Origin of the sequence: Prosthecobacter sp. (assembly GCF_046154365.1) — a bacterium.
Lineage (GTDB): Bacteria > Verrucomicrobiota > Verrucomicrobiia > Verrucomicrobiales > Verrucomicrobiaceae > Prosthecobacter.
Map to the genome: position 1 here is coordinate 1 of NZ_JBJXFV010000128.1, position 14462 is coordinate 14462.

Below are 14462 nucleotides of genomic sequence, written 5' to 3' on the forward strand. Positions count from 1 at the left end.
TCATTAAGTTAAGAAGGAGTTCCCGCAGATTCAGAAAACCCGCAGATTGGGATCCGGAAAAAAATCTGTGGGTTATCTGAATCTGCGGGAACACATCATGAGAAGTGCCTTAACTTAATGACATTGAGTAAAGATTCACAAATCATGGTGACGTTGGGTATAACTTGGCGGCAGCTATTTTTTGTCACGAGTCGAGTCGATCGGCATGATGCCAAGCTCCCGTGCGTCATTAATGGAGATGAGCTGGATGTTCGGGTCTTCCTCGTTCTCGAATGCCTCTGCGTTTTCTTCCAGCGCGGCGTTGCCGGTTTTCACGGCGTTGCTGAAGGTTTTGTAGGAGGCTTGAAATTCTTTCAGCTTGGCCTTTTGCGGCAGGCTGGGGATCTCCTTCACCGGTTTGAGTTCGTTGTCGCCCAGCATGGTGGTTTCGAGGCCGATGATCCCGGCATCCGCGTCCTCGCCCGTGTCGAAGGCCAGAAAGCAATGGCCCGGCACCATGACGAGGTAGGAATTGATGCCGATCTTCTGCAGGATCGAAGCCATCAGCACGGAGCCGTCCACACAGTTCGCCTGGGTGGCGTCGATGGAATCATCGAGGAAACGCACGTTCTGGCTGACGACGAATTTGCTGGGTGTCGTGGTGGAGACATCGCTGTATTTGATGCCGCGGCGTTGCAGGGCATTCCACACGGCAAAGACCTGCATCATGACCTCCTTCGGATCTTCTGACTGGTAGCCGGTGAAGCCGGAGACGAGGCCGCTGTCGAGTGCTTCCTTGAGAATGCGGTCCACCAGGGGATGGTTTTCATTCACGTAGGCGGCGAAGAGCCACGAGAAATCGTCGAAGTCCTCCCCTTCCTCATCGTGCAGCACATAGAACGGGCAGTCGTTGAGGGACTTCATGATGTGCGTCTGCGTTTCATCGGGCAGGGCTGCCCCATTGACGGTCACTTTGAAAGTGGCGGTCACGGGCCGCTGCTGGCGCACCTTCAGCAGCGCGGCGTAATCCCACGCCGCTTTCGGGAAGATGAGCGCCTCGCCGTCGGGAGTCTTTTTGGTGATCGTGCCTTTCCATTTCGACGGCTTCATGAAGCCATCAACGGAAATTTCCACCTCGACCTGCGCACCCTTGGGCAGGCCGGACAGCTCCACGCCGAGCCAACTGTTCTCATCGCCAAAGATCGGGACTTCTTTTTTCTTCAGACGCGGGTCGTCCTCGGTTTTTCGATCCTCGGCGTTTTCCTCTTCGCCATTCCAATCCACGGTCGCCGTGGAAATGATGGCGCTGGGGAACAGATCCCTCTCGGTGTAGGACCACGGGTAAAAAACGGGTTCCGCCAGCAGCAGTGTGGTAGAACTAACGAGAAGCAGCAGGGGGAGGAGAAGTTTCATGGTGAGGCTGGCTGTGGCTAGACAACCGCTCCGACTGGAATGTCTTGCCCCGCATTGTCAACGGCCAGTCCGCTCAGATACTGCTGCGTCGGTGCGTCTGTCAGGCAGGAGGCGTTCTGGGTGCTTGCACTCGTTTCGACCGCTGGCACGGTGCGGCATGCCGAAAAGCATCGCCATTTTTGGAGGCAGTTTCAATCCGCCAGGGAATCATCATGCCGCCATTGCAGCGCATCTGGCGGGGATGTTTGACGAGGTGCGTGTGATTCCTTGCGGGCCGCGACCTGACAAACCTGTCACGGGCAGTGTGCCGCCGGTGTATCGGGCGGCACTGGCGGACATTGTGTTCGGTGGCCTAGCCAAGGTGGTGGTCGATCTCAGTGACTTCGAGCAGGAGACATTCACGCGGAACCACGTGTTGCAGACGCGGTTTGAAGCGCAGGGAGAGCTGTGGCATGTGGTGGGGGCGGATTTGATCGCGGGTGGTGCTCTGGGGGAGTCGTTGATCCAGCGGACGTGGGAGCGTGGCGTGGAACTCTGGCAGAAAGCGAACTTTGCGGTGCTGAAGCGCCCGGGATATGAATTTGATGCGCGTGATCTGCCACCGCAGGCGCGTGTGGTCGATCTGTGTGTCGAGGGGGCTAGCACGGTGATACGCGAAGGCTTGAGCCAGGGTAAAAATGTGAGCGGCTTGGTGCCGTCGCGAGCACAGGCATATATGGAGCGTTACGGTCTCTACCGTGCGCCGATTCCGGGCAACTGGGCGCGCGGCACGCTCGAAGACGCGCAGTTTTTTCTTCAATCTGATGCCGCGAACCCGAAGGCGCGTGATTTGAGCGCACCGCTGACGCAGCGCCAGGTGGCGGCGGGTGACGCGGACTTCATCAGCGTGGTGGGGGGCGATGGGGCCATGCTGCGCAGCATCCGCGAGCACTGGCGGGCGCGACTGCCGTTCTTTGGCATCAATGCGGGTCATCTCGGCTTTTTGATGAATGCACCTCAACAGATCACCGGCGCGTTTCCGCCGGATGATGTGATCTTCCGGCAGTTGCCGATGCTTTACCTCGAATGCGAGGATGAGAACGGCGGCATGCGGACGGCGTACGGTTTTAATGACGCCTGGCTGGAGCGTGCGACGAGCCAGAGTGCGTGGCTGGAAATTTCGGTGAACAATGTGAAGCGCATTCCCAAGCTGGTGTGCGATGGCGCACTCGTGGCCACAGCGGCGGGATCGACGGCCTATGCGCGCAGCATGGGGGCCTCACCGTTGCTGGCGGACACGCCGGCATGGCTGCTGGTCGGCTCGAACGTCCTGGAGCCGGCGCACTGGCGCAGTGCGTTGCTGTCGCCGGATACGACGGTGGAGATTCGCAGCCTCGATCCGGTGAACCGCCCGGTGCAGGCGTTTGTCGATGGCCTGAACATGGGGCGCGTGAGTGTGCTGCGTGCGCGGCTTTCGCGTGCGGCGGCGGCGGAGCTGGTGTTCTGCGCCAGCCATGACATGGCGGAGAAGATCGCGGCGATTCAATTTGGCGCATGATCGCGGCATTCCAAAAAGACGAAGCGCTGCTGGCGGACATTGCGGCGGCGTCGCAGGATGAAGACACGCTGCATGTGTGGTGGCTGGGGCAGAGCGGGTTTCTGGTGCAATGGGCAGGGGAGCGGCTGCTGTTTGATCCTTATCTCTCCGATTCGCTGACGAAGAAGTATGCCGCGACCGACAAGCCGCATGTGCGCATGACGGAGCGCTGCATTGACCCGGCGAAACTCACGGGAATCACGCGTGTCACGGCGAGTCATGTGCATACCGATCATCTCGATGGCGAAACACTGGTGCCGCTGGCGCAGGCCAATCCGGGGTGCCGGCTGTATCTGCCGCATCCGATCATTCCCGAGGCTGAAAAGCGTTTGGGAAAGGCGGATGTCGTGTTTTGTGGCATCGGCGATCACGATAGGCATGTGGAAGGAAGCTGGGAGCTGCGTGGCGTGATCGCGAAGCACAACGAGGTGCTGCGTGATGAGCATGGCAACTGCCACTACACCGGTTTTCTCGTGAAATGCGGCCCGTTCACGATCTACCATAGTGGTGACACGCTGTGGCATGATGACATCGTCACCGCCTTGCGTACGCAGCGCTGTGATCTGGTGCTGCTGCCAATCAACGGCAACCAGCCGCAACGACGGGTGGCTGGCAACCTCAACGGCACCGAAGCGGCGGCGTTGGCGAAGGCGGGCGGTGCCAGGCTCGTCGTGCCATGCCACTACGACATGTTTGAGTTCAACACGACGACACCGGCGGAGTTTACAGAGACCTGCGAGAGGCTGCAGCAGCCGTTTAAAGTGATGCGATGCGGTGAGAAGCTGGAAATGCAGGCCAGGAGTGACTACTTCGCGACCGCCTGACCGCTGGCGGTCCAGGCGTTGAAGCCGCCTTTGAGCAGCAGGATGTTTTTGAAGCCGAGTTTGTGCATTTCGACCGCGATGAGCTGCGCACGACCGCCGATGGCGCAATAGACGATGCAGGGTTTGGTTTTGTCGAGCTTGGCGAGGGCATCGATCGTTTTCTGGCCGTGGAAGTAGTCGTGATGCAGCGAGTTGAGGATGAAGCCGCGCGTGCGGCGTTCGTCTTCGGTGCGTACGTCGATGATGATCGTGTCGAGGTGATCCACGAGATAGCGTTCGACTTGATCTGGGGCGATGTCGTGAACCTCAGCAGGCAGAATTACCGGCGTTGGCTCTGGAGCCGCTTTGGGCAGTTCGGCGGCGATGGCGAACGAGCCGAAGAGCAGGAGTGCCGTTTTGAAGAAGATATTCATGCGAAATGGAAGGGCAGGGCCATGGAGTGTGCTTGGTGGTTCCGGCGTGAGCCAGTGAAATCAGCTTTTCATGAGGCTGTGCTAAGTCATGGGGTGCCGATCATTACGCTCCGGGTTTCTTCAGATGCCTGCTTTGGATGGCTCTTGCTCGAAGCCTGCAGCGGAGGGAATTTTTGGTCGTAGTCGGTAATCTTGCCGTTGGAATCGCACACCAGGCGTGGTCCTGGGTTGAACTGAGGCGACGCGCAGCTCCATTCTTTTTTAAAGTCGGCGCAGGACAGGCCGCCCATGTCGAGAACGGTATGGAACGTGCAGGCGGCGCTGAAGGAAGTGTTGAGATTGGCCTTTAAGGCGGCGGCTTTGGCCGGATGAGTCTGTTCGTAGAGGGGGGAAAGCCACATGAGCATCGGAATCTCAACGACCTGCCTGGTGATCATCCCGTGCATGAATTTGCCCAGGAGCGCCTTGGAGGTGTTTTCGCCGTGGTCAGAGATGTAGCACAGCCAGGAGGATGCCTGGATGCTGTTCAGGTCGTGGATGAGGTTGGCGAGGAGGAAATCCGTGGCGCAGATGGTGTTGTCGTACGAGTTCTGCACGAGCTGAAGTTCCTGCGGATCACTGGCGGTGCCGCTGGAAATACGCCTCAGGGCGTTCATGACCGCCTGCCTGTCCGCAGGGAAGCGGGCCCGTTTCTCCGAGTAACGCGAAGGATACGGGCCGTGGCTGCCGATGGTGTGCAGCACAAAGAGCACTTTGGGCTCGTTGCGTTGCAGAACGTTTCGCACCAGGGGCAGCAGGCTGGCGTCTGAGGTGCCGCCGTAGGCTCCTGCGCCGTAGGTGTCGAATTTTCCGCCCTTGAACACCGCTTCGTCCGCATCCTCGGCGAAAATGGAAGTCAAGGTGTCAAAGGTGCCGTGTTTTCGTTGGGCGGAGAGCCAGTAAACGCGGAACCCCGCCTTCTTGTAGGCTGTGAGCAGGCTGGTTTGTTGCGTGGCTTCGATCACCTTGCCTGGTGGGGAGGCCGTGATCATGGAAGGCACCGCCAGCAGTGTTACGGTGGCGGTGCTGGCAACATCCCTGAACGGCAGCAGGCCGGGAGTGCGCTCCAACAGGGGGGTGGTCTCCCGCTCGTAGCCGTAGAGGCCGAAACAGCTTTTGGTGGCGCTTTCGCCGATGACCAGCATGTGAACCTGACGGTTGTGCTCTTCGCGAAACTCAGGCTCCTGGTCGATGGCGAGTTTTCCCAGCAGATCTTGGCGGTTCTGAACGCGGGCACGCAGGTCCAGCGCTTCATAAGCCCCGTAAACGGTCGAGCATGGAAAGGTGGACAGACAGCGCTGTTTGATGCCAGCGATGCTGACCACAGGATTGTAAATCATCAGATCGTAAATGGCAGGCGTGAGCAGTGTTCCCAGAACAAGGACACGACCTGCGGGGCCAAATCGGAACCCTGCCGGCACACGCGCTTTGACCACCCAGACATACACCGCCATCAAAATCACAGTTCCCAGCCCGCTATAGAGCATATGACCTTGAAAGCTGCTGAGCTCGACCTGGTTGGTTTCGAGCAGGGCGAGAAACAAGAAAGTGGTCGGAAGATTGTGAATCGAGAGCAGGCAGGCGATGCAGGCAGGAACGAGCACGATCAGCGGCAGCGCTAGCCACAGCATGGCACGAACCCTCAATCCGAGGGCGCAGGCGAGCAAAGTTAACGCCATGCTGAACAGCCAGAGTTTGACGGAAACCCACGCAAAACCCGGGATGAAGCAGGCGATGAGATTTGGCAAATTGATCAAACTGACTGCCAAAAAGACCGAAAACCAGATGCGACCATGCTGGCTGAATTCATGGGAAAGGTGATCTTTGAATCGTTTGATAATATTCATATTAAACAATATCAATCATAATGTAACTCAACGCAAACCGAATCAAATTCACCCACTTCTGGCCGGGTGAACCGAATTTGTGGTGTGATCACAACCAGTGGCTGTTTTGAGCTGGTTTTGATGAAAAGTATGGAATATGTAAAAAATGTATTGTGCATGTATTTGAATTGAGTTATAAATACCATAATTCGAGGATGAGCAACTCCAACGAGCTGAACAACTCGAAGCAATACCAACAGCCAAACACACAACACACTATGAAACACATCAAGCTCAACACCTCACGCAAGGCTGGCTTCAGCCTCGTGGAAATGCTCGTCGTCATCGCCATCATCGGCATCATCGCCGCGATCGCGATCCCAAACATCGGCAACCTGAACGACACCGCTCGTGATGCCGCCGCTAAGCGCAATGCGCAGACCGTCGCCTCCGTGCTCAATGCCGCCGTCGCCGCTGGCGTCAGCACCACCGGTTGGGCGACCTCCAACCTCGTCACCAAGGCCCAATCTGGTGTTTCCCCCGATGACGGCGCCTTCCAGAGCAAGCTCTTCACCTCCGGTGAAATCGACAACGATGAGGAAGCCGGGGTTACTGCCTACCTCGAGTGGGACGACACCAACAAGCACGTCAAATACAACCCAGGCTCGTAATAGCCGTCTGGACCTGTCGCCTGGCTCTGTGATCTAAACAACAGATTCGGACGATCAACGTCCGCCGGGGAGGTGACTCCCCGGCGGACTTTTTCGCAAATAAACGCAAGGCTGCACTGGACATGAACATGACAATTCACAGGAGAGGAAATGGATTCAGCTTTGTCGAGGCGATCTTCACGATTGCCATCATCGGCATCATGTCATCGCTCGTGGTGGCGGCGATCTCGAACGTCTCGCGCGATGCCCATCGTGTCATGGCCCGGCAGCAGCAGGCAGCCGTACAAAGCGCCCTGACTGCCTGGGTGATGGCGCAGAACCGTGTCGGCAGCACCGCGCAACTGCGCAGCCTCGAGAGCGTGCGCACTACATACAATGCTCTGAGCACCACCTCCGCCCGCTTTAACCAGCTGATACCCCAACCAACTTCGGCAGATCCCAATTTACGCGCCGGATTTCTCGATCAGACCACCGCCGACCATTTTTTGGATTATACGACCGGCACCGACAAGCTGAAAACTGCTGCTTTGGACAATGCGAAGCAGTACCTGGCGCTACCCACCTGGCAGAGCGGCGATTTTCCGCGCGTGGACCTAGTTAACGAATGAACCACTTCACCTGATGTCACCATGAACGCACTTCACAAAGCTTCACGCCAGTTTCTTCGCGGCTTCTCGCTGGTGGAGATGATGGCCTGTGTCTCGATCATCGGCATCATCGCCTTTATGGCTATTCCTTCAGTCACACGCATGCGCGGTGACAGCGAGCGCAATCTGGCGATCGCCCGTGCCGAATCACTGAATCTTGCCCAGGCGAGCTATATCCAGGTGCGTGGCCGGACCCAGGCGGCGCTGGACTGGTCTGCCTCGGCCTCCTCTGAGGCGAAGTACACCCTGCTGCGGCCCTACCTGAGCTTTTCGGAGACCACCCTGGCCGCATTCATGCCGTCCGGGTACTCAGTGACCTTTCCGCCGTCCATCACCACCATGACCAAGGCTGCGCTCACCGGTCCGACCGGCATCATTTATTACTGACACCGCCTCCAAGCATGACCGCCTCCCCAGACAGAGGAACCTGTTTGCCACCCTCCAACTTCCTGCTATGCCGCAGCAAGGCTGGAGGTTTCTCCATGTCTGAGCTGGTCATTGTGATTTCAATCATCGGTGTTTTGTCCACCATCACCGTGGGATCGTTTCATCAATTCCTCGGCGGAGCCAAGGATGCGGTGGCGGCAGAACGGCAGGAACGGCTCAATCATGCGCTGTATCGTTTTGCCCAGCATAACTACGAATTGCTGTTCAATTCCATGGACGGCTCCACCGCCGATGAAATGGTCATTCTGCGCACGCTCCAGTATCGCGACACGGACATGGATCGTGCCAAAATCGGCTCGCCCTACATGGATCCGCGTTACAACCCGGTCTCCAGTAGTTCCACCGCGCAGCACCGCCTGCGCTGGAACGGCAAGCTTTACGAACTGCTCAAGCCCGGCCAGACGGGCACTGGTCTGTTGATGAATTTCGACGGCTCGGATTTCACCACGGCGTTCGTCTTTCCGCCGAATTTCCAAATGGCGGGGCGCTGATCCCGCCACGCACCCACTCATGTCTTCCATTGTTTCCAATCTTGAGCCCCCTCCAGCCTCCAAATCCTTTGGGGCTGCGAGTAATCCGCCCAACGCGACAATCGAGGCGCGGCAGACGGCGATCCTCGCCATTCAATCCATCGAAGGCCTCGCCGTGCAGTACGGCATGCTGCCGGTCACCTTGCTGCGTGAAAGCTGCTCGCCCGATGCCGAGCGGTTGATCCGCAAACTGGGCCGCGTGCCGTATGTCGCCGATCCCTGGCTGCCGGTGACCACCATCGGTCCGCTGCTGGTCATGGCGCATCACAATCCCAAGGCCGGAGACCTCTGGGGCGTGCCGCATTTCCTCACGATCCGCGTCATCATCACGCAGGAGCAGTATCAAAACACGCGCAAGGATCTGGTGCTGCGCTTTGGCCAGATGCCGATCTCGCAGTCGAATGCGATGGAGCAGCTCCAGCCGCCCGTGTTTGCCGATCTGGGGCTGGAGGGTGCCTTCAACTGGCTGCTGGAAAAATATCCCTACGAGCCGGCTGAAATCACCAAGCTCAAGGGCTTCTACGAGGCGCAGAAGGGCAAATCGGACACGCTCGCCACCACGCATTTCAACGTCGTGCAGCGCAACATGGGCATCGCCCTGCAGCATCTCGTCAGCGGCTGCCGCACGCTCGTTTACAGTGCCACCGAGGCGCAGCGCCAGACCTTCTTCCCCATTCCGTTGCTGGAGCGCCACAACGTCTATCCGCTCTTCATCGGCAAGCATGTCGTCTTTCTCCTCAGCGAAAGCAGCGACTGCTACGCTTTCGAGGATGAATGGCTTTCCATGGGCAACCCGGCGGTGAAAATCGTGCCCGTACTGGCCGATCTGGCCAGCATTCGCGAAGCCATCAACCGCGCCGGCGCCACCTTCGATCCTGGTGCGGTGGCGTCCATGGACAGCGCCAGCCTCACCGCTGCGGATGACTCCAGTGTCGTCGAGATCTCCCCTGAGGACATGGGCCGCATCAATCCGCAAAATCCGAATCACGAACCCGAGCAGCTCGTGCAGTGGGCCTTGTTCACCGCCATCCGCTGCCGCGCCTCCGACTTGCATGTGGAGAAGTTTTATAACTTCACCCGCTTCCGCGCCCGCATGGACGGCACCATGAAGACCATCATGACGGCCCCGGAGAGTCAGCTCAATCGCTACGTCGCACTGCTGAAAAACTACGCCGGCATGAACCAGAGCCGCCAGGAGTGCCAGGACGGTCGCATGGCACTTTCCATCGGCCGCCGTCGTGTCGATGTCCGTGTCGCCGCCATCCCCACGCGGCGTGAGTTCCAGAAGGTCATCATGCGCTTCCTCGACAAGCAGGACGGCGTGAAGCGTCTCTCGGACTTCAATCTCTCCCAGCGCCAGGTGGACATCCTCACGCGCACCATGCAGCGGGATCAGGGCCTCGTGCTCGTCACCGGTCCCACCGGTTCCGGTAAAACGACCACGCTCTACGCCCTGCTCAACAGCGTGAACGATGAAGGCGTCAACATCCAGACCATCGAAGACCCGATCGAATACGAGATCGAAGGCATCAACCAGACGCAGATCAATGTCGCGCGTGGCCTCGACTTCGCCAACGGCCTGCGTTCCCTGCTGCGTGCCGACCCGGACATCATCCTCATCGGTGAATCCCGCGATGCGGAAACCGCCATGGCGGCGGTGAACGCCTCGCTCACCGGCCACCTAGTGCTCACCACCTTGCATGCGAACGACTCGCTGCGCGCCGTGTCACGTCTCATGTCCATGGGCGTGGAAAAATACCTGCTGGCCGACTCCCTCGCTCTCAGCCAAGCGCAGCGTCTGGGCCGCCGCCTCTGCACCTACTGCAAGCAGCCCCTACAGGCGGCGCAGGACGTGCAGGATCTCCTGGCCAAGCAGGCCGTCATCACCCAGCCCCTCACCACGCCGATCTACAACGCCCGCGGCTGTGATGAATGCCACGGCACCGGTTACGCCGGCCGCGTCGCCCTCATGGAGCTGTGCGAGGTGAACAACGAGTTGCGCGACCTCATTGAAGATGGCGCACCCCTCAGCGCCATGCGTGCCGCCGCCTTCAAGAACGGTTTCCGCTCCCTTTACCAGGAAGGCCTCCAGCAGGTCATCGGCGGCCACACCTCCCTCGATGAAATCAAATGCCTCAGCTACACCGCCATGTGAGGCCCCTGAACATTCAATCACCACCTATTACCGCCATGTCCCAGACCACCCAGCTCCTGCCCCGTGAGTTTGCCACGCGTGCCATCGCCCGCGTCCTCTTGGTTGATGATGAACCGCATATTCTCGCCGTCGGCAAGGCCGTGCTCGAAGCCCGCGGCTTCGAGGCCACGGCGGTGCGCACCGGCGAAGAGGCACTCGAACTCGTCCGCGCCGGCGTCGAACGGGGGCCACGTTTTACCGTCGCCATCCTCGATCTTACCATGCCCGGCGGTGCCTCCGGCTTTGAGGTGCTCGAATGGCTGCGCGCCTGTGATCCGCGCCTCCCCGTCATCGCCTGCAGCGGCTATTTTCAGGAGGATGTGAAGGATCTCTGCCAGGCTATCGGCTTCACCGATGTGCTGGCCAAGCCCTTCAACCTCGAAAACCTCTGCCTAGCCGTGCGCCGTGCCATGCTGTCGGAAGCCGACGCCATCTCCTTCCAGACGGGTGCTGCCTCATGAAGTTCAACTTCCAGATCGCCAACCGCTTCACGCTCCTGGGCATGTTCGCCGTTCTCGTCGGCGCCGGGGCCACGGCGGCGGGCTTTCTGTGGCAGGAGTTCATCACCCTGCGCTTTGTGCAGAGTTCCTACCTCGGTGCCGTCGCCCTCTCCGGGCAGATGGAACTCAACCGCCAGGCGCTCAGCGAGGGCGAGATCAGCGGCATCGCTCCCTTGAACTGGGAGAATGAAACCCGCATGCGCCTGCGCTTGCAAACCGTGGACATCCCGCCCGCGCTGCAACCATTGGGTCTTCAGGTCGAGGTCGTCGCCCCCCGTCAGACCACCGCTGGCATCGGCTTGTCCCCGGTGGCCAAGTCACCGCCCATCGCCATCCTCCCCATCGGCCAGAAGTGCGTCATTAACGAGCCGACCCCGGCGCACATGGACAACCTCATCTACCGCGTCATGGCCGGCAGCACCCTGGTCATGGATGACACCAGCGACAGACGCAATCTGGAGCTTAACGGCAGCGACCACTGGCTCATCAGCGCCGCCCCGCTCTACAGCCGTGACGGCCATGTCGCCGGCGCCTTCATCGCCCGCCAGCCCCTGGTGCAGTTGCGTCATCTGCTCAACACCCAGCGCCTCATTGTACCCATTCTCGGTGCTTGCGCTGGACTCGTCCTCGCCGTCTTCAGCTTCTACGTCATCGGCCGCCGCATCACCCACAAAACCCACGCCCTCATCCATGCCTTCCGCGCCATGCGCGCCGGCAACCTGAGCATCCGCGTCCCCGCCCGTGGCTGCGACGACCTCGACCTCGTCCAGGAGGAGTTCAACACCATGATCTGCCACATCCAGGAGGAGGACCAGCGCAAGCACACCCTCCTCGTCGAATACGATGCCGCCAAGCGCCAGGCCGAGACCGCCACCGCCGCCAAAGGCAACTTCCTCGCCAACATGAGCCACGAGATCCGCACCCCGATGAACGGCATCATCGGCACCACCAGCCTCCTCATCGAGATGGGCATGGACGCCGAGCAGGAAGAACTCGTCCGCATGATCCGCTCCAGCGGCGAATCCCTCCTCCACGTCATCAACGACATCCTCGACTTCTCCAAGCTCGAGTCCGCCAAGCTGGACATCGAGCGCCTCCCCGTGGACATCGAAAAACTCCTCAGCGAGACCACCGACGTCTTCTCCCACAAGGCCGCCGAGAAAAACCTCGAACTCAACGTCCACCTCGACGCCGCCCTGCCGCGCAAGATCATGGGCGACTTCCAGCGCATCAAACAGGTCCTCGTCAATCTCGTCGGCAACGCCATCAAGTTCACTGAGAAGGGCGAGATCCTCCTGCTCGTCCGCCAAGTTTCGCGCCCCTCCCCGCAGGGCGATCTCACCCTCCTCCACTTCTCCGTGCGCGACACCGGCATCGGCATTCCGGGCGACAAAATCGGCCAGCTCTTCCAGGCCTTCAACCAGGCCGACTCCTCCACCACGCGCAAATACGGCGGCACCGGCCTCGGCCTCGCCATCTCCAAAAAACTCGTCAAACTCATGCACGGTGAGGTCAGCGTCGTCAGCGAGGAAGGGAAGGGGTCCGACTTCTTCTTCGAGATCCCTCTCGTCGTCGCCCCCGACGACGAATCCCGCGACGAAGAGATCAGTTGGCTCAATGTCGTCAAAAACCGCCCCGTCACCCTTTACAGCGCGCATCCCACCACCCAGCAGGTGCTCCAGCAGTCCCTCATGCAGTGGAACATGACCGTGAACACCATGCGCGACCGCTCCCTCGTCGAGCTGGACGCTGTGCTTGAAGAAGCCGGTCTCTTCATCCTCGACGTCTCCCGCCTGAGTCAGGAAGAGGTGCAGCCCATGCTCAACGCCGCCGCCATGCGCGGCACCGCCATCATCACCATCATGCCCATCACCAGCGCCAAGCTCGACCGCGAGCGCTTCGCGCCGCCCGCTGGCAGCCGGCACACTCGACTCTCCAAGCCCATCAAGCGCCGCGAACTCCTCCGCACCATGGCCGAACTCTACCGCATGCCGCGCCGCGTCGTCCTCGCACCCGCGCAAACCGCACCGGGCCCCGTCCTGCGTCCCGCGTCCGCCCCCGCCATCGCCCCCGCGTTTGTGCCGCCATCGCCCATCTCAGCCGGGACCGCCCCGCCCATCCCCGTTGCCCCGGTGTATGCTGAGCCCTTTGCCGAGCAGCCCCAGCATACCATGTCAGACACCGGTGCCGCCCGCTCCGCATCCGGCGGTCATGACGTCCAGGTCTCCAGCTCCACCAACCGCGCCATCGCCAAAGCCGCCAAAGCCGACAGCGACAACTTCGCCAGCCAGAATCCCGCCCGCTTCCTCCTCGTCGAAGACCAGCCGCTCAATCAGAAGATCGCCATCATGCTCCTCCAGCGCCTCGGTTACGCCAAGATGGACGTCGCCAACAACGGCGTAGAAGCCGTCAGCATGGTCGCCCAAGGGGGCGGTTACGACATCGTCTTCATGGACCTCCAGATGCCCGTCATGGGCGGCATCGAGGCCACCCGCCTCATCCGCGCCAACTTCCAGCTCAAGCACCAGCCCGCCATCATCGCCATGACCGGCCACGCCCTCACCGGCGTCAAAGAAGAGTGCCGTGAATGCGGCATGAACGCCTTCCTCACCAAGCCCGTCTCCCTCGACGACTTCCGCCGCGTCATCCCGCCCGCCCTCGCCGTCGAAGCCTCCCAGATTCCCATGACTTTCTAGTTATACCTCGCGTCGTCAAGATTTGGGAGTTCCGGGCCTTTGGAGTGATGGAGTGATGGAGTTCTGCATTCCAGCACTCCACGACTCCAGTACTCCGCAGTAAAGATTCACAAATCATGGTGACGTTGGGTATATGCTTCGCGTCATCAAGTTTTGTGAAAGCCTTTTTCTCCCACAGATTCAAGGAGGCCCACAGATTGCCTGAATCAGAAAACCAACCTGTGGGCCTGCCTAAATCTGTGGGAATCACAAATCATGAGGACGGGCAGTTGACACTATGCTGGCCAAAGCGATGCGCGGGCCTGCCCGCAGTGCTACAGCGTTGCAGGCGGGCCTGCCCGCAGTGCTACAGCGTTGCAGGCGGGGAGATCACCAGCCCGCTGGATGATCTGTGAAACCCAAGCCGGTGTGCCTACGGAATACGCGGAAAGACACGGAAAAGAGATTCATCCAGGAAGTGAGTGCGTGCTAGATCTGCTGCCGAATTCCAAAAACTCTGCCCTTCTGCCCCTCCTGAATAACTTGGTGGTAAAAGATTGTGGGTAAAAGATGGGAAACCACTGTTTTCTGATCTTTTACTCACCATCTATACCGCACATCGTCACGATGGGTGAAAATGCATGAATCCCACAGATTCAGATAACCCACAGATTGCATGAGTCTGAAAACAAATCTGCGGGTTTTCTGAATCTGTGGGAAATCACAAA

Annotated in this window: 12 protein-coding genes; 9 read left to right on the forward strand and 3 right to left on the reverse strand. The window is 59.7% G+C overall.

Annotated elements, in window-relative coordinates; all coding sequences use genetic code 11:
• Positions 1-174 precede the first annotated feature (174 nt).
• Complete coding sequence (locus ACKVY0_RS16700) at positions 175-1392, reverse strand: hypothetical protein (RefSeq protein WP_409215963.1); 1218 nt, start codon at positions 1390-1392, stop codon at positions 175-177.
• Between the two features lie 157 nt (positions 1393-1549).
• Between ACKVY0_RS16700 and ACKVY0_RS16705 the strand changes: the two genes are divergently transcribed.
• Both ACKVY0_RS16705 and ACKVY0_RS16710 read left to right on the forward strand, forming a co-directional pair.
• Positions 1550-2929, forward strand: a complete 1380-nt coding sequence (locus ACKVY0_RS16705) for an NAD(+)/NADH kinase (RefSeq protein WP_409215964.1) — start codon at positions 1550-1552, stop codon at positions 2927-2929.
• Complete coding sequence (locus ACKVY0_RS16710) at positions 2926-3792, forward strand: MBL fold metallo-hydrolase (protein ID WP_409215965.1); 867 nt, start codon at positions 2926-2928, stop codon at positions 3790-3792. The genes ACKVY0_RS16705 and ACKVY0_RS16710 overlap by 4 nt, the downstream gene beginning before the upstream one ends.
• Here the strand turns inward: ACKVY0_RS16710 and ACKVY0_RS16715 are convergent.
• A complete protein-coding gene (locus ACKVY0_RS16715) occupies positions 3774-4205 on the reverse strand; it encodes a rhodanese-like domain-containing protein (protein WP_409215966.1) in 432 nt (143 codons plus the stop codon). The genes ACKVY0_RS16710 and ACKVY0_RS16715 overlap by 19 nt on opposite strands.
• 86 nt (positions 4206-4291) lie before the next feature.
• Positions 4292-6091 (reverse strand): phosphoethanolamine transferase, encoded by a 1800-nt coding sequence (locus ACKVY0_RS16720; protein WP_409215967.1) that lies wholly within the window; start codon positions 6089-6091, stop codon positions 4292-4294.
• 257 nt (positions 6092-6348) lie between these two features.
• Between ACKVY0_RS16720 and ACKVY0_RS16725 the strand changes: the two genes are divergently transcribed.
• From ACKVY0_RS16725 to ACKVY0_RS16755, 7 genes are all read left to right on the forward strand, one after another.
• Positions 6349-6741 (forward strand): prepilin-type N-terminal cleavage/methylation domain-containing protein, encoded by a 393-nt coding sequence (locus ACKVY0_RS16725; protein ID WP_409215968.1) that lies wholly within the window; start codon positions 6349-6351, stop codon positions 6739-6741.
• Positions 6742-6863: 122 nt separating this feature from the next.
• The gene (locus ACKVY0_RS16730) at positions 6864-7349 is read left to right on the forward strand and encodes a type II secretion system protein (protein ID WP_409215969.1); all 486 of its coding nucleotides are present in this window, start codon (positions 6864-6866) and stop codon (positions 7347-7349) included.
• A gap of 21 nt (positions 7350-7370) precedes the next feature.
• Positions 7371-7775: a type II secretion system protein gene (locus tag ACKVY0_RS16735; protein WP_409215970.1), complete on the forward strand. Its 405-nt coding sequence runs from the start codon at positions 7371-7373 to the stop codon at positions 7773-7775.
• A gap of 14 nt (positions 7776-7789) precedes the next feature.
• Entirely contained in the window at positions 7790-8326 is a 537-nt protein-coding gene (locus ACKVY0_RS16740) for a type II secretion system protein (RefSeq protein WP_409215971.1), read from the forward strand.
• 19 nt (positions 8327-8345) lie between these two features.
• Positions 8346-10520: a GspE/PulE family protein gene (locus ACKVY0_RS16745; protein WP_409215972.1), complete on the forward strand. Its 2175-nt coding sequence runs from the start codon at positions 8346-8348 to the stop codon at positions 10518-10520.
• 35 nt (positions 10521-10555) lie between these two features.
• On the forward strand, positions 10556-11020 hold the full coding sequence (locus tag ACKVY0_RS16750) for a response regulator (RefSeq protein ID WP_409215973.1): 465 nt from the start codon (positions 10556-10558) through the stop codon (positions 11018-11020).
• Complete coding sequence (locus ACKVY0_RS16755; RefSeq protein WP_409215974.1) at positions 11017-13755, forward strand: ATP-binding protein; 2739 nt, start codon at positions 11017-11019, stop codon at positions 13753-13755. The genes ACKVY0_RS16750 and ACKVY0_RS16755 overlap by 4 nt, the downstream gene beginning before the upstream one ends.
• The last annotated feature ends 707 nt before the right edge of the window (positions 13756-14462 follow it).

Excerpts from the sequence above, each read along its gene's own strand:
- ACKVY0_RS16700 (WP_409215963.1), bottom strand. The coding sequence starts at position 1,392 with ATGAAACTTCTCCTCCCCCTGCTGCTTCTCGTTAGTTCTACCACACTG.
- ACKVY0_RS16705 (WP_409215964.1), top strand. The coding sequence starts at position 1,550 with ATGCCGAAAAGCATCGCCATTTTTGGAGGCAGTTTCAATCCGCCAGGG.
- ACKVY0_RS16710 (WP_409215965.1), top strand. The coding sequence starts at position 2,926 with ATGATCGCGGCATTCCAAAAAGACGAAGCGCTGCTGGCGGACATTGCG.
- ACKVY0_RS16715 (WP_409215966.1), bottom strand. The coding sequence starts at position 4,205 with ATGAATATCTTCTTCAAAACGGCACTCCTGCTCTTCGGCTCGTTCGCC.
- ACKVY0_RS16720 (WP_409215967.1), bottom strand. The coding sequence starts at position 6,091 with ATGAATATTATCAAACGATTCAAAGATCACCTTTCCCATGAATTCAGC.
- ACKVY0_RS16725 (WP_409215968.1), top strand. The coding sequence starts at position 6,349 with ATGAAACACATCAAGCTCAACACCTCACGCAAGGCTGGCTTCAGCCTC.
- ACKVY0_RS16730 (WP_409215969.1), top strand. The coding sequence starts at position 6,864 with ATGAACATGACAATTCACAGGAGAGGAAATGGATTCAGCTTTGTCGAG.
- ACKVY0_RS16735 (WP_409215970.1), top strand. The coding sequence starts at position 7,371 with ATGAACGCACTTCACAAAGCTTCACGCCAGTTTCTTCGCGGCTTCTCG.
- ACKVY0_RS16740 (WP_409215971.1), top strand. The coding sequence starts at position 7,790 with ATGACCGCCTCCCCAGACAGAGGAACCTGTTTGCCACCCTCCAACTTC.
- ACKVY0_RS16745 (WP_409215972.1), top strand. The coding sequence starts at position 8,346 with ATGTCTTCCATTGTTTCCAATCTTGAGCCCCCTCCAGCCTCCAAATCC.
- ACKVY0_RS16750 (WP_409215973.1), top strand. The coding sequence starts at position 10,556 with ATGTCCCAGACCACCCAGCTCCTGCCCCGTGAGTTTGCCACGCGTGCC.
- ACKVY0_RS16755 (WP_409215974.1), top strand. The coding sequence starts at position 11,017 with ATGAAGTTCAACTTCCAGATCGCCAACCGCTTCACGCTCCTGGGCATG.